Source organism: Veillonella sp., from assembly GCF_032470285.1.
In the GTDB taxonomy this organism is placed as follows: Bacteria; Bacillota; Negativicutes; order Veillonellales; family Veillonellaceae; genus Veillonella.
On sequence record NZ_JAWEKP010000002.1, the window covers coordinates 96,658 to 120,337 of the forward strand.

Genomic DNA, 23,680 nt, shown 5'->3' on the forward strand with positions numbered 1-23,680 from the left:
AATCAAACTTAGTACCGTTATACATATCGCTTTATATAATAAATAACCTAATCAAAATCAAATTATAAAGTTGACTTTGTTTGCTCCACAGAAATAGTTACAGGTGCTGATAATTTAGCCTCTAACCAAGCTTTTATTCGTCCTGAATCTGCATCAGATACAGCGGATGTGGTATGGATGATCACCATATAGCGACTCGCTTTAGGCTCTTCTAGATTATCTATCAAAGGCATGCCTTCTACTTTGCTTACAAACGGGAATAACGCCTTTGCTTCAGCATCTGCCGTTTTCATAGTATTTATAGTTTCACTTACTAGTTCATAAGTCGGCTGGTACAGATTACTCAAGTTTTTATATTTTTCAAGATTCTCTGAAGATTTATTCGAGTTCACCTTATCCGTAGTAGATTTTTTCTCATCTACGCTAGTAACAAATCGTAATGTATAAGGCTGCAAGTACTCATCTTTCTGTAACTTGTCATCCAACTTGGCTTGCTCCTCTGAAGTCACAGGAGCGCCTATAACTACTATGTCTACTAGCTTATTCGTTTGATCCAATGAATAATCAATTACTTGTCGACGTCCCTCTTGATTAATATCATTCTTAATAAACTGCTCCATATGATTTGACTCAGAATACTTGATGGTCATATCATAGCCTGCATAAATACTTGGTATAGCCATAATAAGACCAATCAGGAGAAATATTAGCTGGTTACGACGATTAACCTCTTCTGCTTGTTTATGGAATGGCAAACTATATACACCCTTTAAAACAATAAAAGCTGCAAAGAAGATGAAAAATGCATTTATAAAGAATAGATAGCCAGCCCCAATGAAATATTGCCAATTTCCATTAGCCAGTCCATATCCTGCCGTACATAGTGGTGGCATAAGTGCAGTCGCAATCGCAACACCTGGTATAACATTATCTAAGGTCTTACGCGTTTGCCCAATAATCCCAGCTAACCCACCAAATATAGCAATGAATACATCAAAAATATTCGGTTCTGTACGTGCTAATAGTTCAGATGTAGCCGCCTGAACGGGAGAAATATAAAAATATAAAGCAGATGCCAAAACAGCAATCGTAATCTGTAAGGACAATCTTAAAATAGCACTTTTCACAACTGTAAAATTAAGCGTAGCGAAGCCAAAGCCAGTTGCTAGAATCGGTCCCATCAACGGCGATATAAGCATAGCACCAATAATAACGGCTGTACTATTCATATTCAACCCAATAGAGGCAATAAACATGGAGAGGATCAGGATAACCAAAGCAGGACCCTTAACCTTAGCCCCACCTATCAACCTTTTAGCAATAGTTGCATCATCGGCTCGTTCAAAATGTATATCAAAGTATTTATTTAGTTCCATTCTTCTACCTCATAATTTCATCAAATCTGCAAAGGTCCCCACATTTACAAACATGTATTGTGTGGTTTTTAACATTTGAACCATCAAGATGGCACCTGTACCTTCTCCCATCGACATGTGGGCTTGAATAGGAACCATATCTTGTGTAATCCCCACCTCAGCCAAAGCCAGTTCCGTGCCTTTTTCTTTAGACTGATGCGATGGTAACGCATAGTCCACAACACGAGCGTTTATATGTGCTGCACAAGCAGCTGCTACAGCTGTAATAAAACCGTCAATAACAAAGGGCTTTTCAAAATCTGCACAAGCTAGCATGGCTCCAAGAATAGCGGCAATATCAAAGCCCCCTACATGGGCTACAATTTTACGAACTCGGTGAGTCTCACTTTCAGCAATAATACGCTCCTTATGTATATCTAATACAGAACGGACAAAGTCAATTTTACGCTTCATCAAATCTGGTTTGTCAGGCCAGGAACCAGGGCCCACGGTTTCCGTCGGATCAGCCCCCGTCAATGCAGACAACACACACGCAGAGGTTGTCGTATTCCCTAAACCCATTTCACCAAAGGAGAACAGATTGATTCCTTGTTCTACATAATACTGAACCCGTTCATAGCCAGCTTGAAAGGCTCTATTAAATTCATCGTCAGTCATGGCAGCATGGTGCAAAATATTCTTTGTTCCCTTCGCTACTTTGCGATTAACGCCGATACCATCATCTGAGGCAATGCCTACATCCACGACCTCATAAGGAATATTATTAAAGTTACAAAATTGTGTGGCTGACGAGCGACCTAAGAGCATATTACGGGATTGCTTTTGCGTCACCTCGTAGTTATACCCAACATAGCCTTCCATATTACAACCATTATCGGCAGAAAATATGATATGCTGTGGTCGAATTTCGCCATTAATCTCACCCCAAGCCGCGCAAATCTTACGAAAATATATTTCCCATAAACCAAGACCACCTGGGATGAGGCATTTTGGTTGGAGAAATTTATTTAATTGTTTCTCTATCGGTAATACTGACTTATCTTTCATTTTATTCTCTAATCCGCACCTAATGTACCAACTAGCCTTCTATTAATTCGATATTATTCTATCTGAAAGTATAGCATAAATTATATATCTAGTAATGTGACTATTGTTAGTTTTTAAAAATATAATTTAGTTTTGAATTTTAGTCTTTTAGCATCTATATTTTTAGTTGAAATTATCATTATATAATTACAATCAATCTAGCAGATAAAAAAGGTTATCCCCTTACAGGATAACCTTTTATTTGAGTTATATAATTAAGTATTTTCTTAAGTTTATCTAACCTACGAATTTAAGCACCTTGGAATTGAGGCATATCGTCGCCGCTAGAGTCGTCCAATTTACCTTGAAGGTCATGGTCAACCATGGCACATACAGATGCATCAGACCATACGTTTTCAGCGGTTTCAATCATATCGATAATCGTATAGATTGGCAAGATGATACCAAGCAAACCAATTGGTACACCGATGGAACTCATCAAGGATAAGGTTAAGAAATAACAACCCATTGGAACGCCCGCATTACCAATCGCAGCGAGAACAGCAATAAATAACCAGGCCACCATTGTGCCCATAGTCAATTCCATTCCCGCATTTTGCATTACGAATAAAGATGTGACAAGAATGAAAGCTGCGCAACCATTCATATTAATAGTTGTACAAATTGGCAATACGAAACGAGCTACTGCAGGATGAGCTTTCAAATTATCCTCAGCAGATGCCAATGTAACAGGCAAAGTTGCAGCAGAAGATTTTGTGAACAACGCAACAGCTACGGCTGGAGACATTTTGCGGAATACGTCCACAGGGTTCAAACCTCGGAATAACAAGAACAATGGAATTACGATAAAGAATTGGATCAAGTTACCACCGATAACAACAGCCGTATATTTACCTAAAGCACCAACAATTACGCCCGCTTCAATTTGTGCAGATAATTGACCTGCAAAGGCGAGGATACCGATTGGCAATACATAAAGTAATGCTTTAATCAATGTAAATAGTAATTCTTGTAAACCAAATAAGACTTTCAACACCGCTTCGCGATTTTCAGTGCGTGGCATGAACGCAAAGGCTAAACCAACGGAAGCAGAAATAAACATTACAGACAATACATTGGCTTGTAAGTATGGTTGCAAGATATTGTTTGGAATAACAGATAAGAAATGATCATAATACGTAACATTGCCAAGTTTTTCAGGCACTTGAGCTGCACCGGCACCGATTACATCAAGCGGTAAGTTACCTGGTGCAATCCATAGGAATAAGCCAAGTCCTACAGCTGCCGCACAGATTGTAGTTAGCAAGGTATACACTACAGCGTGTCCAAAGATACGACCTGTATCCTTTTTAGCACCTAGCATGGATAATGTTGTAATTACCGCTAAGGATACGGTTGGAATTGCGATAAATTGGAACAAACGGGTAAAGACCGCTGCAATAAAATTAAAGAGCTCATTTAAAGCCGGAATATGTTGCCATCCTAAGATAGCACCAATGATGAGTGCCCCCATCCATAAAATGAACTGACGCAATTTACCTTGGCCACGACTTTTTAAGGTAATCTCTTGCGCTAAGGCATCCACATTTTTGTTGTTTTGATCTGCCATGATAACACCTCTCTACAAACTAAACTACTAGAGACTAAAAAAGAAATCCCAGCCCTAGGGCTGGGACAGTGAATATCCGAGTCTCTCTTTAATTCACATTATAGAGATATGATTTAAAATTGTCAATTCCAATATTTGAACACATTATAATATATTCAAGTATTATTTCAATTTTATATAGACATTCTAATAAAAACTAATGATACATATCTATATCTACAGTAATCATTCGCGTTTGCTCTGGATTAAACATAAAGTAAATGACTCTAGGCTGGTCATGATCAAAGTTATGGTAAACAACATATACTATATATTTCTCAGCTGATATCCGAGTACTATAATAATAATCTTCCTTAGGATCATCACCGACACTCTGTGTACCATCAATTACCCAGGGAAATAATTTCCAGTTTTGTCGTTGAACGGTAATAATCTCATAATATTCATTCACGTCACTAACTAATAAATTTCTATCCTTTGGATATGTAAATGAATTAAGTGCTTTAAAGGTACTATCATTTTTCCTACCATTTACAAACGAATACCAAGCATGAGATTTAACAGTTTCCTCATACTGTGAAATAGTAGCTTTATCACCATCTAATACCAAGCAACTATAACTCCCACCCAATCCAATTACCTCAGCAGAAGAAACCACTTTCAAGCTCTCTGGTAAAGACTTAGGTGTTTGTAATGGAGCCGGAATATACCCCGCTTTAGATGAGGGCCATGTAGAGTGCCACTGTTTTGTATCATAATGAGATACCCCTATAGCAGAAAATGCTAAATTAACAGCTAATGTAGGAAGCATACACAGGAAAAAGATTACATAAAAATATGTTAAAAATCTTTTTCGTATAGCTTTCTCACTATCGATTACTCCACATTTTTCAAGCAATAACACAATCGTAGCTACTAACAAAATCAGATAGTATAACCCAGAATATGATATCTCATCCGAAAACAAAAATGTTAGTATCCAAAGAATTATAAAGAACCATATACTTTTTCTATATGGAGGCTCAGTAAACAAATTCTTTAAATACATTAAACACTGTCGCATATACACTCTCCACAATCGAATTTGTAAAAGTCTTAAGTATTTTAATTCGACTGATAAAACACAGCTCGAGTCCCATCATCATTGATTAACAGTTCTACAAAATGAGGCCTTTTTATATCACCATTATCTACAAATACATATAGTCTATGATTACGAACGGAGCTAGTACTTTGATTAACCACCGTTTTTGTTTCTTTTCTAGGTGCAAAGCGCAACCATTCAACAAAATCTCGCTTAGGTAGATTTATTGGTTCTTCATTTATACTTTCAATAATATTATATTCACTCGGATGAGATATTGACGTTTTTCGTTCTCCCGTATTTAAATCACGTAAAACACCATGCTTATCGATTTGTACTTGATAAGTAGCTTGTGCCTTTGCAATTTTCTCATACTGTGCAATAACTGCAGGGTCCCCTTCTAAAACGGTATATTTCGTAGGATATGCACCCGCCCAAGCTAAGTCATCACCAGATGCTGAGGCTCTAATAATCCCTTCTGGAAGTACACTAGGACGCTTTAATCCTTCTGGTAATTCATCACTATCAGGCCAACCACGTTTCCAATCCATCGTACTAAACTCAAAACCATCAGTTTGATCACGAGTCGTTTGAGTATCATATTTAAGCCAATCAGCTACGAGCCAAGATATACAAAGGGTTATGACAACAAACAAACCACAAGCCAATCGATTATAGGCTCTTTCAGATATAGTTCGTTTCTTAAAGCGACCATATTGCAGTAACACACTCAATACTATAGCTATACCAAAAACCATGTATGTAATAGGCGCTATATTAAATAGGGTTGCCACAACTGCAAACAACACACATAGCATAACCGTTAATAGGCCATAAAATCCTTGAAACAAAACTCTCTCCTATCATGACAATACTTAGAACATTTTCTTATACAACATTTCTATATCTTCCCGACTCACATTGGCCACTGTATTAGCAATATTCCCGGTAGCTACAACGTATACGTTATCGACGAGCCAAGGAATGTCTTTTTTCGTTAAGCCTAGTTCTGTAAGGTTCGTGGTAAGATCCAGGTCATGTACAATCAAACGTAATGCTTCACCTAGTTCGGAGCCATCTCCATGGTTGAATATACGAGCTAAGGCACCAAACTTATCAGGGTTTGCACTCCATGTATATTCCACTGCAACAGGTTCAATAACGGCAAGGCCTACACCGTGGGTAATATCCTTAAGCCCACTAGCAGGATGTTCCATGCCATGAGCAAGTGTTACACCGGCAGTATTAATAACCATGCCTCCAATTGTGCTAGCCAATGTAACGGACTCCCAAGCTTTTGTAAGTTGAGTTTCGTTGAGAACAGCTGATTTACCTTCAGCCATTGCTTTCACATGTTTATATAGTGGCACAAGATATTGTGCTAATAAGGTTACCGCATAATGAGCTAATGCATCCGTAAAAGGTTGTGCCGTTTTAGAGGTATACGCCTCGATATTATGACAGAGTGCATCAAAGCCCACAGATGCCAATACATGGGGCGGCATTGTGCCCATCACTGCCGGATCTACGATGGATACTTTTGGTACGATGGCATTACATCGCAAGGATTTCTTGTCTCCCGTTTCAGGATTGGTAAGCACCCCGAAACCATTGCCTTCAGAGCCGGTGCCACAGGTTGTAGGAATTACAATAAGAGGCAACGCCTTATCACTGATTTTACGGTTAAAGATATAGTCATTAATATCACCTTCGTTAACGGCCATAAATGCAATGCCTTTTGCACAGTCCATGATAGAGCCGCCACCAATGGCAACGACCATATCACAGCTTTCAGATTTAGCTAAAGCAGCGCCGTCCAATGCAGTCGTCGTTAAAGGATTGGCATCCACTTGATCAAACAGCACATGTTCAATATGTGCCGCATCAAGTTTTGCTGTCACACGGTCATATAGTCCAGATTTTTTGGCACTTGTCCGCCCTGTTACGATTAGCGCTTTATTGCCATAAGGCTTAGCAAAACTAGCAACACTATCGACTTTATCCCAACCAAATTGGATATGTACTGGTAAAAAATAAGAGAACTCCATGTGAACGACCTCTTTTCTATAAATACTAGCTCTTAATGTTATTGTAATGTAAATTCAGACGCCTGTAAAACCTCATAGGACTTTCACTAGAAAACATGTATACTACAGATAAGAGGGGGGTCATTTATTTTTATAGAGGGAGAGAATCTATGAAATTTGCAATTACACATTTATGGTCTTCGCTGCGGGACCTAGCTACGCAGTCACCTATATTACTAGCATTAATTGCCGTATTTTCATGTACACCGTTTTATCTAGAGCAAGATTGGTTTGCCGATATAGACCTTTGGTTCTATGGGCTGTATTTCTTCATCGTCATACTACAATCATATATAACACGAGATCGAAAGTACTCCATAGTATATACATTATTAAGCATAGGCATCAGCGTTGGTCTATATACGATTCATGAAACGTACCATCACATACGAGGCATCGAGCTAGCCACAGAAAACATATCATATCTATGGCTGTACTCTATGATTGCTCTATATTTTACATCGCCTGGAGAATACTACATTGGCGAAATCATCAATCGCCTGAAACGGATTGGTATTACCATTGTTACATCAACACTGTATAATGTCGTCATAATCATGACTCTATGGTTTTTCTTCATCATTCTGAACAAACCATTTACCTTTGATGATCTAATCTTTAAAGTATTAGCCGCTATCAATATATTTATCTGTATGTCCATGCTGTGCACTTACAAAGAGGAGCCTGATGGACCACCAGAACCAAATACATTCTATAATGTTGTTTTTGGAATCATACTACCAAAGGCTTCCATCATTACAGGTATTCTAGCTAATATCTACTTGGTATTGATTCTCTTAGGCCTCCGCGAAGATGCGCGGTTCCTTTATACATATTATCCGTATGTAGCCATTTTCTATCTATTTTACTTGGCTAGTTTCAGATCTAGTGAAAGCAGCAAGACACAAAGGATCCTATGTTTCTTATTTATTACGATTACAATATTGTGCCTAATCCTGATTGGCAAACGCGTAATAAATGAGCCTGTACTCTGGCTCAATACGATTTACGTAGCCGCATTCAATCTAATCTTCTTAGCACATAACGTATATTCCTTTGTAAAGCGTTTGACTCCATCGATCCATACAACGATTATGGCACTCGCCCTAGGTGCAGTCCTTTTAATGCCTTTTATCGGTTACACATCCCATCGAGAGTTTACAAACTATACGAAAATTGACGGTCAATGGCACGTATACTTGCCTATTACAGAAACATTTAACCCTGATTTTACAGACTATGGCAGGACGATTATACAGGGGGATTATTCAAAACTAGGAGCAACGGAAATATATAAGGAACGAAATATTCAGTTTATTAGCTTTACGGCCGTTGAAGAACCACATGTTATTTCGCTTGTAGGATATAATAAATTCATTTCTAACATTGAATTAGAGGTACGTGAGCCTACTGATAGTACAGCTGACATACCAACAGCGTCATATGAATCGATCAACTTTAGATTCATCAATGAAGGGCTTGATTTAGAGGTATCTCTACCAAATGGCGTGACCGAGGTTCATCATATATATGAAAAATTCCTCACTGTGCCAAAAACGGCTTCAGATTCAGTCATTATAGAAGGCACGGGATATAAACTCTTAATCCACTCCTACTACGCATATCAAGACAGTGCACGAAGAATTATTTTTAGCGTATTATATAATTAATTATAAAATCCAGTAATTTCACGCATCTTTAACCATATCAACATTTTTTGCGAAACTATATTAAAAATTTTACAAATGTCAATATTGATTATATAGAAATTTTTCGCTATAATCGTAACATAATGTATAAGCTAGATAAGAAAACTACCATATATAGTAGTTTTCTTATTTTTCTGATTAGACTCAACTTAAAGATAATTTATATAATTCATTCTAATCTTATATATGCTTATACGACTATATTAACAGTTTTATGACTTTTTGCTCTCAAGGGGAACAGTAATGGAGATTATGATCAAGAAACGGGATGGCCATTTCGAGCCGTTGTCCGTTGAAAAAACGAAACGAATGATAGCCTTCGCATGTTTGGGGTTAGATTCTTGTGATCCACTAGAATTGGAAATGGATGCGAAGTTGCAATTCGTTGATGGCATGACCACTAAAGAAATTCAAAAAACTTTAGTCCAAACAGCCATCGAAAAAGTTATATCTAAAAAAGACGACGGCTTCGGCAACCAAGTTAATAAAATGAACCAAGATTGGCAGTTCGTAGCAGCCCGCCTATTCTTGTTCGATCTCTATAAAGAAGCCGCTATTACTCGTCGTTACAAAGCATTTGGCTACGGCAACTTTCCAAATCTTGTAAACATGCTTGTAGAAGAGAAAAAATACGCAGACTTCTTCGTTACAGAATACACCGCTGACGAATTACAAGAATTAGGCGATTACATCAAACCTAAGCGCGACTATCTCTTCAACTATGAAGGTCTCAAATTATTGGCTGACCGTTACTTAGTAAAAGGCTTCAACAAAGAAATCTTTGAATTACCGCAAGAACGTTTCATGGCTATCGCAATGCATTTGGCTCTTGTAGAAGGGGAAAATAAAGTAAAATACGCTAAGAAATTCTACGATTTGATGAGCCAATTAAAAATGACGACAGCTACACCTACTTTGGCAAATGCTGGTACACCATTCCACCAATTGTCCTCTTGCTTTATCTCTGGTGTAGACGACAATTTATGGTCTATCTACGACGTAAATAGCAAGTTCTCTCGCGTATCTAAACACGGTGGTGCTCTTGGTATCTACCTTGGTAAAGTTCGTGCATTGAACTCCGATATCCGCGGTTTTAAAAACTCCTCTGGCGGCGTTATTCCTTGGATTCGCTTGTACAATGATACAGCTGTTGCAGTAGACCAATTGGGTAAACGTAAGGGCGGCGCTACAGTAACACTTGATATTTGGCACAAAGACTTCTACGAATTCGTAGAACTTCGTACAAATAACGGTGATGACCGCCGTAAAGCGCACGATATATTCCCTGCTATTTCCGTTCCAAACATCTTCATGGAACGTATGTTAGCTCGTGAAAACTTCACCCTCTTCGACCCTCATGAAATTTTAGCTGTAAAAGGCTACTCTTTAGAGGACTACTTCGATACAGAGGACGAAAAAGAGTTCACGAAACGCTATATCGAATGTGAACAAGATCCTAATTTACACGGCATCGAAGTGCCAGCGTTGGACATGATGAAAAAAATCATGCGCTCCGCTGTTGAAACTGGTACGCCATTTATCTTCTTCCGCGACACTGTAAACGCTGCAAATCCTAACAAACATGCAGGTATGATTTACGCGTCCAACTTGTGTCACGAAATCGCACAAAACGTTGGCTTCACTAATCTTGCTGAAGAAATCATCAACGAAGACGGTACAATTACTACTAAAACAAATACAGGCGACATGGTTACATGTAACTTGAACTCTATCAGTCTTGGCCGTATTACAGACGAAGAGTTGGAAGAAAACATTGCCCTTCAAATTCGTATGTTAGACAATGTTATCTCCATCAACCAAGCACCAGTACCAGAGTCTCGCATGACTTCTGATAAATACCGCGCTATCGGTCTTGGTACGTCTGGTTATCACCACTACCTTGTAAACCATGATATCCAATGGGAATCTGATGAACACATCGAAGTAGCGGACAAATTATTTGAAAACATTGCATTCTATGCGATTAAAGCTTCTATGGAGCTTGCAAAAGAAAAAGGCGCGTACCCAGCATTCAAAGGTTCCGAATGGGAAACTGGTGAATACTTCACACGTCGTGGCTACATATCTGATCGTTGGAAACAACTCGCTGCAGATGTTGCAAAATACGGTATCCGCAACGGTTACTTGATGGCCGTAGCTCCTACAGGTTCTACATCCAACATCGCTAATACAACAGCTGGTATCGACCCTATCTTCAAAAAATTCTTCATCGAAGAGAAGAAAGGTTCTTTCACACCAAAAACGGCACCAGATTTGAACGACAAAACATTCTGGCTATACAAAGAGGCACATACAATCGACCAACAATGGTCCATCAAAGCTTGTGGCGTACGTCAACGTCATATTGACCAAGCACAATCTTTCAACTTGTATATCACGCCTCAAATGAAAGCGAAAGAAATTCTTGACCTTTACGTAGAAGCCTACAAACAAGGGATTAAAACAATCTACTACATCCGCAATCAATCCCTTGAAATGGATGAATGCACAAGCTGTTCCTCCTAATATAGGATAGATACACGCTACATTCTATAATGCAATTTAAGCTATGGTAAAAGTTAAAGATATCATTGCCATAGTTTACAAAAAATATGCTCTATAACTAGAGAGCACTAAACTCGGGAAAGATGCTTTCACGAACAATGTAAATCTGATGACGACCTATAGCAGTATAGGTCGCATCATCGTATAAAGGAGTCCTACTATGGATAAAAAACTGATTTTCAACGAAAATGGTGACCGTGGCACGCAATCTATGATTGGCGGTAATACCACGAACCTTCGCGAGTGGAATCGTATCAAGTACGACTGGGCAAACCAAATGTACCGTACGATGCTCAACAACTTCTGGATTCCGGAAGAAATTTCCTTGAACGAAGACGTTAAACAATTCCCATATTTAACAGATTATGAACGTCGTGCCTTTGATAAAATTATTGCGTTCTTGAACTTCCTTGATTCCATTCAATCTGAAAACTTGCCTAATTTGAGCCGCTATATTACAGCATCTGAAGTGGCATCCTTATTGAATATCCAAGCATTCCAAGAAGAAATTCACGCTCAAAGTTATTCCTACATTTTGGACACTGTAACAAATCCTATTACACGTGACAAAATCTATGATGAATGGCGTACAGATAAAACATTGCTTGAACGTAACCGTTTCATCGCCGATGCATACCAACGTTTCAGTGATGAGCCTAGCGAAGCAAATCTCATTCATACAATCATCGCTAACTATATCTTAGAAGGCATCTACTTCTACTCTGGCTTTAGCTTCTTCTACACTTTGGCACGTCAAGGCAAGATGACAGCTACATCCACTATCTTCAAATATATCAATCGCGATGAAGTAACTCACCTTGTATTGTTCCAAAACATCATCCGTGAGTTACGCCGTGAACGCCCTGATTTATTTACACCTGAATTAGAGGCGAAAATTACGGACATGATTCGTCAAGGTACAGAAAACGAAATCGCTTGGGGTCAATACATCACCGACGATAAAATCCTCGGCCTTAACAACGTTCTTATCGAGCGCTACATCAAATACCTTGCCAATATCCGCTTAGAAGCAATCGGCTTACCTCATTTATATCCTGAAATCAAGGATAATCCAATGGAGTGGATCGAAAGCTTTTCTAACTTGAATAGCACAAAAACTGACTTCTTCGAAGCTAAAGTTACAAACTATACAAAAGCAGCGGCATTTGATTTTGACGATTTAGAATAATAGACGTTATAAAATACAATATCTAAGGACATACGAGCCAATAGAAAAGAGCTAATAGCTATAACGCTATCAGCTCTTTTTTCATGATTATTTAAACCTTAGTTATGAGGAATTGCTGCAAATTTAAACAGCTCTCTCCTATTTATCTCTAAAAAACAAAAAACTATCATATCAGTGTATATGTTGCTAGAAATATAGTCCCCAAACGCCACCCTCGTTTTACAGTTGACACATGGTTATACATTGTAAATTATATCAATACATTTGTGCGCAAATAGGCCTACACCGTAGATTTTCATTCGCCCCATGAATGTATTCATAATAAGCTTGGTAAAAGCAAAAGTTTTTGTGTCCACCCTGTTTCAAACTACCAACTATTATCAGCTTTCAATCAATTCAGTTGTCCAGTTAGCAGACTGCAATAGATTGTCTAATAAACGTACTTGTTTTGCGATATGATCAGCTTCTTTTTGGATGTCTGCCACATTCACAGTCGGCATTAGCTTAATCTCAGACCCTCTCGCACGGAAATTGATACTTCCTGCGCTAGATGCCAAAGTTCGATAAGCAGTTAGGCGCAAAGCAGCGCAATCTTTTTCGGCAATGATTTCAGTAATAGATCGACCTTCTATAATAGTTTTGCAATTTGTTAAATTAATATCTGCAATTAATTTTTGAAGTCTATTTACACATTGTTCTAATGTTTTCAAAAGTTCTTCAGGGTTCTCATTCGGTACTTCCCCTTCTTGCACTAAACTATTTTGAGTTAAGCGAAGCTCTAAATCGCTTATTTTATAATTTAAATCAGATCGTTCTTGTAATGCTTCTGCTAGTTTCATAAACTCTCACCTCTCAAAAAGATATATCAATTTACTTATAAAATACTATGTACAATAATAATATATCCATCAATTCTTATTATACAACACTATTGAACGGCTTATAATACTTTCCGCATCATCACATGCGGACAGCCTTCATCAAGGTATTCGTCCCCTTCAGCACGATATCCAAGGGATTCATAGAATGGTTTGGCCTGTACTTGCGCTGACAAGGAGCACGTCTTAAAGCCGTCACGACGAATAGCATTTTCGGCGGCCATCATGATCTTAGTACCTAAATGTTGTCCACGATACAACTTGCGTACCGCCATACGCCCAATATGTGCATCTCCAGCTGTGTCACTGGGAAAATATCGACACGTACCAGCCGCTTTACCATCAATGGATAAGAGCACAAACTTTGCAGTCTCATCGATTTCATCAAACTCGTCTTCAAACCCTTGTTCTTTTATAAATACATCGACACGAATTTGTTTTATTTCCTCTGTTATATGATCTAAGATTTGAATAATCATAGGTGCCCTTTCTGATTATAAGCATATTTATAAGAATTGATTTAGGCGTATTACGAAATACTCTATAAACAATGAAAACTTCTTGTTTTTATTATATCAAAAATACGATTAATACCACAAAGCACCTCAGTTCCTATTAATTCCCACATCAAAAATATTTTAAAACTTCCATGAAATTCACTTTTAGGTATTGCATAATTTTATCATTTGGGTTTATACTATACCCAACATTTTAGAAAGGAGCAACCAAAGATGACTAACCAAATTAGCCTCACAGCAAAGCAATACTTTTATTGGTTCTTTATCCAACGTACGGGTAAGGAACTATTTGTGATGCGCTAATAAAGGATTATTCAACATTAGTTGCTTAGAATAGTAAAAGGGCTACCCGTATTAGATTACGGGTAGCCCTTTTTGTTTGCTATCCGTATGGTCAGCCCAACTATTCACTGTAGTTACAAGGAGGAATTATCATGATTATTACATTGAAACAAAATGCAGCAGCGGAAGAAGTATCTCGTTTACGCAGTGAATTAGAGGCTCAAGGATTTGTTATCCACCCAGTAGAAGGAACACGATACAATATTCTAGGTCTGATTGGTGATACTGCATCTCTTGATGCGCGTCAAATCGAGTCCCTAGATTTCGTAGATAAAGTAACTCGCATTCAAGAGCCATACAAAAAAGCAAACCGCAAGTTCCATCCCGATGATTCTGTAATCAATGTAGGTGGTGCACTTATCGGTGGTGGCCACTTCGCAGTAATGGCCGGTCCTTGCTCTGTGGAAACACCTGAACAAGTATTAGCCACTGCTAAAGCATGTAAAGAAGCTGGTGCTACAATCCTTCGTGGCGGCGCTTTCAAACCTCGTACATCCCCATACTCCTTCCAAGGTATGGGCCCAGAAGGCTTAGAGTTATTAGAGCTTGCTAAAAAAGAAACAGGTCTTCCTATCGTTTCTGAGGTTATGGATATCTCCCAATTACAATACTTTGATAATGTAGATATGCTTCAAATCGGTGCTCGTAACATGCAAAACTTCACGCTTTTAAAAGAAGTGGGCAAATTAAATAAACCAGTTCTTTTAAAACGTGGTTTATCTGCAACATACGAAGAATGGTTGATGGCTGCTGAGTACATCATGTCCGAAGGCAATGAACAAATTGTATTATGCGAGCGCGGTATCCGCACATTCGAAACAAAGACTCGCAATACCTTAGATGTAACAGCAATTCCTATGATGCATGAATTATCTCACTTGCCAATTATCATGGACCCTAGCCACGCAGCAGGTATGAGCCGCATGGTTCGTCCGCTTTCACTTGCATCCGTAGGCGGCGGTGCAGACGGCCTTATGATCGAAGTTCACAACGATCCAGCCAAAGCATTGTGCGACGGTCCGCAAGCATTGCGTCCAGACCAATTCACTAGCCTTATGAAAGAAATTAATGCGTTACGCCAAGCATTGGTAGAATGCACTAAATAATCTTACATATCACACAAATAAGCTAGTATCCGTTATAATAGATACTAGCTTATTCTTTTAAGAAAGGAACCGTTATGACTCGCATCCATATTAATGCATCTACACCGTATGATGTTGTCATCGAGGAAGGCGCTTTACAACGCATCACCGATTATATTAAACCATTAAAACCAAATTGCCGTGTTATCATCGTCAGCGATAGCAATGTAGCGCCCCACTATTTGGACTCTGTGAAAGCTAATATGGAACATGCGGGTTATACTGTTTGTGATTATGTTTTTCCTGCTGGTGAAAGCTCCAAAAATGCTCATCAACTCATCAATTTAGTAGAATACATGGCGGCCCAATCATTGACTCGCAAAGACTTGCTCATCGCCCTTGGCGGCGGTGTTGTAGGCGATATGGCAGGATTTGCGGCAGCGACCTATTTACGTGGTATCGACTATGTTCAGGTTCCTACATCCCTATTAGCCGCAGTAGACTCGTCTGTAGGTGGTAAAACTGCAGTCAATCTCGAAGCCGGCAAAAACCTATGGGGCGCTTTCAAACAACCAATTCTAGTCCTTTGTGATCCAGCTACACTCAATACATTACCTGAAATGGAATGGATTAATGGATACGGTGAAATTATCAAATATGGCTTTCTAGACGTACCGGGCTTACTCACGCAACTTGAGAATAGACCACTAATTAAACATCGCGGTAGTGTAAGTGGCGTTATTGCCCGCTGCGTACAAGCAAAAGCGGATATCGTGGAACAAGACGAACGCGAATCTGGCGTTCGTGCCCTCTTAAACCTGGGTCATACCTTTGGTCACGGCATCGAAAAAGCGAGTCATTTCGAGGTGCATCACGGTTATGCCGTTGCCATTGGCATGGTCCTCATGGCACAAGGTGCTGTCAAACATGGAGAATTAGATGCAGAGGCTTTAGAGAAATTAAAAGCCCTCATCAAAGCACACGATTTGCCAACCACAACAACAATTTGCAAAGAAGAGATTCTAGCTGCCGCTAAGCACGACAAAAAAAGCGAAGGAGCAACCATTAAAATCGTAGTACCTACTAGCTATGGTCACAGTGAACTCAAGGTAGTAACGCACGAGGAACTTGCTACCTATTTAGATTAAGGAGATTTATATGCATTCTGTAACGAACGCCATCCCTACTGGGACTATCGCGTCCATTCCTGCAAAAGCTCATGCGCACCGTGCATTGATTTGTGCCGCTCTCGCCAGCTCACCATCTACCATACTACTGAGCCGCACCTCTAAAGACATCGATGCAACTATGGACTCCTTACGAGGCTTAGGCGCACACGTTGTGTATGAAAATAAAGTTGTCACTGTTACACCTGGTCCTGCACCAACAAAGGGCAATGTAGTTCCCCATGAATCTGGTACCACATTGCGCCTCTTATTACCAGTGGCAGCATCCATTTGTAATGAGGTAGATGTGGATGCAAAGGGGCGTTTACCAGATCGCCCTTTAGAACCCATGCTCGGTGAAATGAAAGCTCACGGCGTAACATTCTCCCAAGATAAACCACCATTCACTATGACAAGTCTTCTCCAAGGTGGTCAATTTAGCATGGTTGGCGATGTGAGTAGCCAGTTTTTCTCTGGATTATTGTTAGCAGCCCCACAATGTGGAGGCGCTACAGTTACATCTACTACACAACTTCAATCTAGCGACTATGTAACATTGACGACTACAACGATGGCAGACTTCGGCGTAACCGTTGACCATACACCCGCACGTGGCACAGTACAAGAATCCTTTACGGTAACTGCTAATGCTACTTTTAAAGGTCAAAGTAATTACCAAATCGAAAGCGATTGGTCCAATACAGCGATTTGGATGGTTGCTGCCGCTATGACAGGCCAACCTATTACCATTACGGGTATGAACCAGAATTCTGTACAAGCTGACCGCCGCATCATGCAGGTCATCGAATCCTCAGGGTGCACTATTACATGGGACGACATGAATATCACTGTATCAGGTCGCGCTAGTAAGCCAATCCATGCCGACCTCGAGCAAATGCCCGATATGTTGCCAGTTATGGCAGCCCTCGCTTGCTCTATCCAAGGTGAAAGCTCCTTTGTTAATGGTGCTCGCCTACGGTTAAAAGAATCAGATCGCCTCGAAACCGTTGCTAATCTCGTCAGAGATTTAGGAGGCACGGTTCGCGAAGATGGTGATGACCTATATATCATCGGTAGTGGTATACTAAAAGGAGGACAAGGTGATTGTGTTAACGACCATCGCCTCGTTATGGCAGGCACATTGATGGCTCTCATTAGTGAAACCCCTGTCATCTTACAAGATAGCGAAGCTATTACAAAATCCTATCCTGACTTTTTCGAGGACTGGAACATGCTAGGTGGCAATGCACAGCAAGTATAGCGTCCTAGTCACAGCTAATGCGTTTCAATAGATAAGAATACTAGTCATACATACTATAAGTAGGAGTTAATATAATGGCATCTAATTTCGGTAAAACCATACAAGTATCTACCTTTGGCGCGTCTCATGGGTACGCCATCGGTGGTATCGTGGAAGGCCTGCCTTGTGGACATACCATCGACATCGACGAGCTACAAGCCTTCTTAAAGCGCCGTGCGCCAGGTCAAAACCAATTACAAACACAACGTAAAGAAGCCGATATACCTGAATTCTTAGCAGGTATGGTAGATGGCATGCTCAGTGGATCTCCATTGGCATTTATGATTCGCAACACCTCTCAGCACTCTAGCGATTACAATAACTTGCGCGACATACCTCGTCCATCGCACGCGGACTTTACGGCTCGCATGCGCTATGGTGACAAGGTAGATATGCGCGGTGGCGGCCACTTCTCGGCACGTCTTACAGCACCTCTTTGCGTAGCTGGTGGCATTGCACTACAGTTATTGCGTGAAAAAGGTATCGAAATTCACGGCCATTTAAAACAAGTTGGTACAATCCAAGATACTCCTATCGATATGGTTCATCCAGATATGAAAGCACTCCGTGAAATTGCTACAGAACCAATTGCTATGCTCGATGCAGACAAGCGTTTTGAAGTAGAAAACTTTGTCATGAAACTAAAAAAAGATGGCGACTCTACGGGTGGTATTGTTGAAGTTGTGGCTACAGGTCTACCAATTGGACTTGGCAATCCAAACTTTGATGGCATTGAAAACCGATTAGCTCGCGTTATCTTTGGCGTACCTGCCATCAAAGGCGTGTCCTTTGGCGGTGGCTTCGACATGTGTTCTCGCCTTGGATCAGAAGTAAACGATGCTTTTACCATGGACGGCGATACAATCACAACAACTACCAATAATAGCGGTGGCATTCAAGGCGGTATCACCAACGGCTTGCCCCTCATTATGCAAGTGGGCATCAAGCCTACTCCATCCATTTATAAGGAACAACATTCTGTGTCTCTTTCAAAAAAAGAGGACACGTTGCTCACCATTAAAGGTCGTCACGACCCATGTGTAGCGCTTCGTGCTGTACCTGTTATCGAAGCCGTTACGGCCCTTGTCATTCTTGATTTCTTAGGAGATATTGACCATGAACTTAGATGAAGTACGCGTTAAGATTAACGATATAAACGACCAAATGCTTGCCCTCTTCAAAGAGCGCATGGAACTCTCTAAGGACGTAGCGGCTGCAAAAAAAGAAATGAATAAGGCTATTTACGATGCCAAACGAGAGCGCGACATCCTCGACAAGGTAACAAAAGATGCAGGTCCAGACCTCGATCTATATGCACGACGCTTTTTTGAAGCATTATTTAGCTTGAGTCGTACATACCAATCTGAGCAACTATTCCAAGACAATGAATTTACTTTGAAAATGAAAAAAGCCATCGAGCAATCTCCTACTTTGCCACCTCAACGGGGCAGTGTAGCTTGCGCCGGCGTATTCGGCAGCAATGCTCAAATGGCGTGTGATAAATTATTACCTCTCAGCCAAATCCATTATGTAACGGGTTTCCGTGCCGTATTCGATGCCGTAGAGTCAGGGGAATGTCAATTCGGTGTATTGCCTATTGAAAACAGCTCCAATGGTTCTGTTAAAGAAGTATATGACCTCTTAGAAGAGCGCAAATGCTATATCGTTCGCGGCACACGCCTTTGGATTTCTCACGACTTGCTCGTGAAAAAAGGAACAAAACTAGAAGATATTCATACCATAATTTCCCACCCTCAAGCGTTGGGCCAATGCAGTCACTTCCTAGATAAGTTAGAGGGCGTAGAATTACGCTCCTATGATAACACGGCTCGAGCTGCACAGCTCGTTGCGGCTAGTGATGACCCAGGGGTGGCAGCTATCGCAGCACCGCAATGTGCAGACCTATATAATTTGTCTCCATTGCTAAGAAACATCCAAAATAGCGACAACAACTATACGCGCTTTATCTGTATTAGTAAGGACTTCCACGTATACCCAGGAGCTAATAAAATCTCAGTAGTAACGACAGCAAGCCATGCTCCAGGGGGCCTTGGTACATTGCTCACCAAATTTGCTAACATCGGTGTGAACCTTACAAAACTTGAGTCCCGCCCTATCGTAGGACATAACTTTGAATTCTTGTTCTACCTCGATTTGGAAGCATCCTTAGCAGATCCAAAAGTACTCTCCGTGTTGGCAGAGCTCCACGCATCGCAAGATAAATTCCGCTTGCTCGGTAATTATCCTGAAAATTAATATTTTCCTCTATGGTAGTGCTTATTAATGGCATATATAGTACAATGGATATAGTTTTAAAACTCCAATGGCTAATAGGTGACAGCCTATTAGCCATTTTGTGTATATTGACCTAGGAGGTCCTATGAAATTTGGTTTACTTGGCCGTACGTTGGGCCATAGCTTTTCCCCACGCATCCACAATGCTTTGGGAAATACTAATTATGAATTATTTGAACGAGAACCGAGCCAACTGCAAGAGTTCTTCGCAAATCCAGAATTACAAGGTATTAATATTACCTTCCCTTACAAGGTGAATGCCCTTGAGGCTTGCGATGTAGTTGACCCTCGCGCGGAACGCATTGGCTGTGTAAACACGATGGTCCGTAAAGACGGCAAATGGCATGGTTACAATACAGACTACGATGGATTTGTATTCACCCTAAAACACGCTGGTATCGATGTATCCGGTAAGGAATGTATCATCCTTGGCGATGGCGCATCTTCTGCTACCGTTCACGTGGCTCTTGAAGATCTAGGTGCTAAGAGCATCACGCATCTATCCCGTAAAACAGCTCCGCTCTATACCGATGCACCTAATTACTACGAAACAGCACAGATTATCATTAACTGCACGCCTATCGGGATGTATCCGCATAATCCGGCTAGCCTGATAGATATTATGCAATTTTCCAAATTAGAAGGCGTTGTAGATCTCATCTACAATCCGCGCCGTACCGTTTTGCTTTTACAAGCAGAAATGATGGATATTCCTCATTGTGATGGTCTACCTTTCCTCGTGGCACAAGGCGTTGAGGCAGCTAATCATTTCCAAGGTGAAAGCTTTGGCACCAAGGAAATCGAGCAAATTTTGCGAGATATGCGCCGTGAAAAGGAAAATATCATCCTCATCGGCATGCCTGGTGTTGGGAAAACAACTGTAGGCAAGGCAATCGGCAAAGAGATGGGCCGTACTTGTATTGATGTCGATCAAGAGTTAGCAAAAGAAATCGGTGATATATCCACATATATTACGGAGCAAGGGGAAGCAGCATTCCGTGAAAAAGAAGCAGAAATGATTGCAAAATTAGGCACAGAAACTGGCCTTGTCATCTCCACTGGTGGCGGCTGTGTAACAGTACCTAAAAACTATGCACATCTACGCCAAAATGGTCGTATTTACCAATTAACGCAACCTGTAGAAAAACTATCTACGTCAGGTCGTGTTCTCTCTAGTGGCGGCATAGAACGTTTACGTGAACTCGAAGAAACTCGCACTCCAATGTATAAAAGCTTTGCACAATGCATCGTAGAACATAATCGTAATGCACCGGAAACAGTGGCAGCTATACTAGAAGACTTCGAAGCAAACTTATTGTAAGAGTTTATATAACGGTATTTATAAGATTATTTCCTCTATATAAGTACGGGCTTCTACATCTTTAGAAGTAAGAGCATTTACATCTGTATTCTTAGATAAAACTAAAACTCATATCATGACATCAATGATATAAACTGAAAAGCAGTAGCTATCCTCAAGATAACTACTGCTTTTTTATGTGTCCTATGTATTATATATATTGGTAGAAAATCACTTTAGCAATTACAATGTAATTACATAAAGAATTTAAAATAGCTTTCACCATGGAACTATCAAAATACAATGAACTAATTTCTATAAGCAATAGTCTTAACGTGACGACCATAAATAGGAGGCATTATGAAAACCGTAAACCTACAAGTCCGCATCAACGAAGATCTAAAACAAGAAGTATCCAGTATATTGAAAGCACAAGGTCTATCCTATACCTCCATGTTAGACGCACTATTTCGTCAAATCATCAAAGAACGTCGCATTCCGTTTGCCATTGCGTTACCAACGGCACCTATAGATGAAACACCTACACCAAGCACACTCAACAACGGCACCTATGAACAACCACAAACTACATTAAAAGCCTCAGATCATATAGGTGCATATAGTACACCAAGAGAAGAAAATCAAGAAATATCCTTCGATACAATCGATAAGACAGGAGTTCTTAACATCCGTATCAATCCTAAAGTTAAGACACTAACAACAGCTATTCTAAAAGAAATGGGATTAACCATGTCACAAACAGTTACACTTGTATCTAAACAAATACAATTTAATAAGGATATTCCACCTACTATCCTCCGTCCAGAATGGATTGATGCTATTAATAATGATTTCTGGACTGAAGAAGATTTAACTACAAGAATACAATTAGGGCTAAATCAAGCAGAAAAAGAAATTGGTGAACCTGCGGAAAAAATTTTTAATGAACTCCTTGAAGATTTATAAATATGGAGAGCTGAAATATTCTATATAAAGTCATTAATAATAACATATATATTTTTTATATCCGCCCTTCAAAAATGAATATACTACAAGAAATACAAAACATATAAAAAAGTCGGCTTTCGCCGACTTTTTTAATGCACTTTTACCCGTTTATGTTGTTGTTCGTCAAATACACCATCTACGTCGATGGTATCTAGAATTCGTTTTAAAGCATGTACATCGATTTGACCTGGCGCCGATGCTTTACCAGCAGAGGCAAAGGTCATGGCATTTCCAAATAGAGCACCTGCAGTGCGTGTAACAGCACCTAGTTCTCCCATTGCCATCGTAATAATTGGATCCGAAGGATACAAAGCTTTCACTTCAGTAGTTGCTTCAAGTAGCGTCAATACATCACCAGTTGTGTGAGGCATAACGGCAATCTTTGGCACATCGGCCAAGAACTCTTTCATTTGAATAAGTCGATTTACAATGACTTCACGACTCGGTGTACAGTGGAAATCATGGTTGCTCATGATAATAGTGATTCCATGAATCTTAGCAAACTCTATCGTTTTAAGCATTCTATCTTGATCAAAAAACAGCTCAATATCGATAGCATCCACCAATCCTGTAGGAATCAAACGTTCTAGCATTGTAAAGTAATCTTGTGTAGAAATCGTTCTTTCCCCACCTTCACCTTTTGTGCGCCATGTAAAGAGCAATCCACGACCTTTCAGTTGTGGCTTGATGAGCATTAATAGTTCAATAATAGCATCAATGGAGTGGGCCCGCTCGAAATAGTCAATGCGTAGCTCTACTATGTGACACGGTGTATTACATGCTACTGCGGTGGCATCCAGAATCTCTTTCATTGTTGTGCCCACAATAGGCACGCATATTTTTGTACCCTTTTCTCCGAGTACAGTATGACCGATACGGACCATAATAACTCCTTTCTGTCCCACACGGTGAGACTAGTGACTTACCTTAAACTAACTATATACCAATATTTTTGTAAAAGCAATCAATCGGCCCATATTGGATTGCTATTCACTAAAAACGTATGAAAGCCTACTATTATGCACTAAAACAGTATTCTTAGATTAACGATTAACATCACTTTTTCTTATACCCTAGATTAAGACCTCTTACCAATAAACGGTCTGTATCTGAAAGCCTCGT

At 39.9% G+C, this 23,680-nt stretch carries 19 protein-coding genes; 10 read left to right on the plus strand and 9 right to left on the minus strand.

What is annotated here, in order from left to right; genetic code table 11:
• Nucleotides 1-62 precede the first annotated feature (62 nt).
• From E7B10_RS03005 to E7B10_RS03030, 6 genes are all read right to left on the minus strand, one after another.
• Nucleotides 63-1,376: a DUF389 domain-containing protein gene (locus tag E7B10_RS03005; protein ID WP_287510613.1), complete on the minus strand. Its 1,314-nt coding sequence runs from the start codon at nt 1,374-1,376 to the stop codon at nt 63-65.
• Nucleotides 1,377-1,385: 9 nt separating this feature from the next.
• On the minus strand, nt 1,386-2,423 hold the full coding sequence (locus E7B10_RS03010) for a nicotinate-nucleotide--dimethylbenzimidazole phosphoribosyltransferase (RefSeq protein WP_287510614.1): 1,038 nt from the start codon (nt 2,421-2,423) through the stop codon (nt 1,386-1,388).
• Between the two features lie 289 nt (nt 2,424-2,712).
• The gene (locus tag E7B10_RS03015; protein WP_287510616.1) at nt 2,713-4,032 is read right to left on the minus strand and encodes a dicarboxylate/amino acid:cation symporter; all 1,320 of its coding nucleotides are present in this window, start codon (nt 4,030-4,032) and stop codon (nt 2,713-2,715) included.
• Nucleotides 4,033-4,228: 196 nt separating this feature from the next.
• The gene (locus E7B10_RS03020) at nt 4,229-5,095 is read right to left on the minus strand and encodes a hypothetical protein (RefSeq protein ID WP_038125682.1); all 867 of its coding nucleotides are present in this window, start codon (nt 5,093-5,095) and stop codon (nt 4,229-4,231) included.
• A gap of 41 nt (nt 5,096-5,136) precedes the next feature.
• Complete coding sequence (locus tag E7B10_RS03025; protein WP_287510618.1) at nt 5,137-5,967, minus strand: hypothetical protein; 831 nt, start codon at nt 5,965-5,967, stop codon at nt 5,137-5,139.
• A gap of 24 nt (nt 5,968-5,991) precedes the next feature.
• Nucleotides 5,992-7,164: an iron-containing alcohol dehydrogenase gene (locus E7B10_RS03030; protein WP_279008919.1), complete on the minus strand. Its 1,173-nt coding sequence runs from the start codon at nt 7,162-7,164 to the stop codon at nt 5,992-5,994.
• Nucleotides 7,165-7,313: 149 nt separating this feature from the next.
• On the opposite strand from E7B10_RS03030, the gene E7B10_RS03035 reads away from it, so the two are divergent.
• From E7B10_RS03035 to E7B10_RS03045, 3 genes are all read left to right on the plus strand, one after another.
• On the plus strand, nt 7,314-8,873 hold the full coding sequence (locus E7B10_RS03035; protein WP_287510619.1) for a hypothetical protein: 1,560 nt from the start codon (nt 7,314-7,316) through the stop codon (nt 8,871-8,873).
• Between the two features lie 282 nt (nt 8,874-9,155).
• The gene (locus E7B10_RS03040) at nt 9,156-11,438 is read left to right on the plus strand and encodes a ribonucleoside-diphosphate reductase subunit alpha (RefSeq protein WP_287510620.1); all 2,283 of its coding nucleotides are present in this window, start codon (nt 9,156-9,158) and stop codon (nt 11,436-11,438) included.
• Nucleotides 11,439-11,637: 199 nt separating this feature from the next.
• Entirely contained in the window at nt 11,638-12,666 is a 1,029-nt protein-coding gene (locus tag E7B10_RS03045) for a ribonucleotide-diphosphate reductase subunit beta (protein WP_058948130.1), read from the plus strand.
• 380 nt (nt 12,667-13,046) lie between these two features.
• On the opposite strand, the gene E7B10_RS03050 is transcribed toward E7B10_RS03045, so the two are convergent.
• Complete coding sequence (locus E7B10_RS03050) at nt 13,047-13,505, minus strand: DIP1984 family protein (protein WP_101928504.1); 459 nt, start codon at nt 13,503-13,505, stop codon at nt 13,047-13,049.
• Nucleotides 13,506-13,606: 101 nt separating this feature from the next.
• Nucleotides 13,607-14,023 carry a GNAT family N-acetyltransferase gene (locus E7B10_RS03055; protein WP_004694957.1) on the minus strand — a complete coding sequence of 139 codons (417 nt, stop codon included), beginning with the start codon at nt 14,021-14,023 and terminating at the stop codon, nt 13,607-13,609.
• 473 nt (nt 14,024-14,496) lie between these two features.
• Here E7B10_RS03055 and aroF point away from each other — a divergent pair, with 473 nt between their 5' ends.
• The 7 genes from aroF to E7B10_RS03090 all read left to right on the plus strand — a co-directional run bounded on the left by aroF (nt 14,497) and on the right by E7B10_RS03090 (nt 22,516).
• Nucleotides 14,497-15,510: a 3-deoxy-7-phosphoheptulonate synthase gene (gene aroF / locus E7B10_RS03060; RefSeq protein WP_101928505.1), complete on the plus strand. Its 1,014-nt coding sequence runs from the start codon at nt 14,497-14,499 to the stop codon at nt 15,508-15,510.
• 74 nt (nt 15,511-15,584) lie between these two features.
• Nucleotides 15,585-16,637: a 3-dehydroquinate synthase gene (gene aroB, locus E7B10_RS03065; protein ID WP_316055476.1), complete on the plus strand. Its 1,053-nt coding sequence runs from the start codon at nt 15,585-15,587 to the stop codon at nt 16,635-16,637.
• 10 nt (nt 16,638-16,647) lie between these two features.
• Nucleotides 16,648-17,916, plus strand: coding sequence for a 3-phosphoshikimate 1-carboxyvinyltransferase (aroA, locus tag E7B10_RS03070; protein WP_316055477.1), 1,269 nt, complete (start codon nt 16,648-16,650; stop codon nt 17,914-17,916).
• 74 nt (nt 17,917-17,990) lie between these two features.
• Complete coding sequence (gene aroC, locus E7B10_RS03075) at nt 17,991-19,085, plus strand: chorismate synthase (protein WP_316055478.1); 1,095 nt, start codon at nt 17,991-17,993, stop codon at nt 19,083-19,085.
• Nucleotides 19,072-20,211: a bifunctional chorismate mutase/prephenate dehydratase gene (locus tag E7B10_RS03080; protein ID WP_008602300.1), complete on the plus strand. Its 1,140-nt coding sequence runs from the start codon at nt 19,072-19,074 to the stop codon at nt 20,209-20,211. The genes aroC and E7B10_RS03080 overlap by 14 nt, the downstream gene beginning before the upstream one ends.
• Before the next feature lie 124 nt (nt 20,212-20,335).
• Nucleotides 20,336-21,571, plus strand: coding sequence for a shikimate kinase (locus E7B10_RS03085; protein WP_316055479.1), 1,236 nt, complete (start codon nt 20,336-20,338; stop codon nt 21,569-21,571).
• A 339-nt stretch (nt 21,572-21,910) separates the two neighbouring features.
• Nucleotides 21,911-22,516 (plus strand): type II toxin-antitoxin system RelB/DinJ family antitoxin, encoded by a 606-nt coding sequence (locus tag E7B10_RS03090; protein ID WP_316055480.1) that lies wholly within the window; start codon nt 21,911-21,913, stop codon nt 22,514-22,516.
• Nucleotides 22,517-22,647: 131 nt separating this feature from the next.
• On the opposite strand, the gene aroD is transcribed toward E7B10_RS03090, so the two are convergent.
• Complete coding sequence (gene aroD, locus E7B10_RS03095) at nt 22,648-23,442, minus strand: type I 3-dehydroquinate dehydratase (RefSeq protein WP_316055514.1); 795 nt, start codon at nt 23,440-23,442, stop codon at nt 22,648-22,650.
• Nucleotides 23,443-23,680: the final 238 nt, after the last annotated feature.

Excerpts from the sequence above, each read along its gene's own strand:
- E7B10_RS03035 (WP_287510619.1), top strand. The coding sequence starts at position 7,314 with ATGAAATTTGCAATTACACATTTATGGTCTTCGCTGCGGGACCTAGCT.
- E7B10_RS03050 (WP_101928504.1), bottom strand. The coding sequence starts at position 13,505 with ATGAAACTAGCAGAAGCATTACAAGAACGATCTGATTTAAATTATAAA.
- aroB (WP_316055476.1), top strand. The coding sequence starts at position 15,585 with ATGACTCGCATCCATATTAATGCATCTACACCGTATGATGTTGTCATC.
- E7B10_RS03020 (WP_038125682.1), bottom strand. The coding sequence starts at position 5,095 with ATGCGACAGTGTTTAATGTATTTAAAGAATTTGTTTACTGAGCCTCCA.
- aroF (WP_101928505.1), top strand. The coding sequence starts at position 14,497 with ATGATTATTACATTGAAACAAAATGCAGCAGCGGAAGAAGTATCTCGT.
- E7B10_RS03040 (WP_287510620.1), top strand. The coding sequence starts at position 9,156 with ATGGAGATTATGATCAAGAAACGGGATGGCCATTTCGAGCCGTTGTCC.
- E7B10_RS03010 (WP_287510614.1), bottom strand. The coding sequence starts at position 2,423 with ATGAAAGATAAGTCAGTATTACCGATAGAGAAACAATTAAATAAATTT.
- E7B10_RS03015 (WP_287510616.1), bottom strand. The coding sequence starts at position 4,032 with ATGGCAGATCAAAACAACAAAAATGTGGATGCCTTAGCGCAAGAGATT.
- E7B10_RS03085 (WP_316055479.1), top strand. The coding sequence starts at position 20,336 with ATGAAATTTGGTTTACTTGGCCGTACGTTGGGCCATAGCTTTTCCCCA.
- aroC (WP_316055478.1), top strand. The coding sequence starts at position 17,991 with ATGGCATCTAATTTCGGTAAAACCATACAAGTATCTACCTTTGGCGCG.
- aroA (WP_316055477.1), top strand. The coding sequence starts at position 16,648 with ATGCATTCTGTAACGAACGCCATCCCTACTGGGACTATCGCGTCCATT.
- E7B10_RS03090 (WP_316055480.1), top strand. The coding sequence starts at position 21,911 with ATGAAAACCGTAAACCTACAAGTCCGCATCAACGAAGATCTAAAACAA.
- E7B10_RS03005 (WP_287510613.1), bottom strand. The coding sequence starts at position 1,376 with ATGGAACTAAATAAATACTTTGATATACATTTTGAACGAGCCGATGAT.
- E7B10_RS03045 (WP_058948130.1), top strand. The coding sequence starts at position 11,638 with ATGGATAAAAAACTGATTTTCAACGAAAATGGTGACCGTGGCACGCAA.
- aroD (WP_316055514.1), bottom strand. The coding sequence starts at position 23,442 with ATGGTCCGTATCGGTCATACTGTACTCGGAGAAAAGGGTACAAAAATA.
- E7B10_RS03080 (WP_008602300.1), top strand. The coding sequence starts at position 19,072 with ATGAACTTAGATGAAGTACGCGTTAAGATTAACGATATAAACGACCAA.
- E7B10_RS03055 (WP_004694957.1), bottom strand. The coding sequence starts at position 14,023 with ATGATTATTCAAATCTTAGATCATATAACAGAGGAAATAAAACAAATT.
- E7B10_RS03030 (WP_279008919.1), bottom strand. The coding sequence starts at position 7,164 with ATGGAGTTCTCTTATTTTTTACCAGTACATATCCAATTTGGTTGGGAT.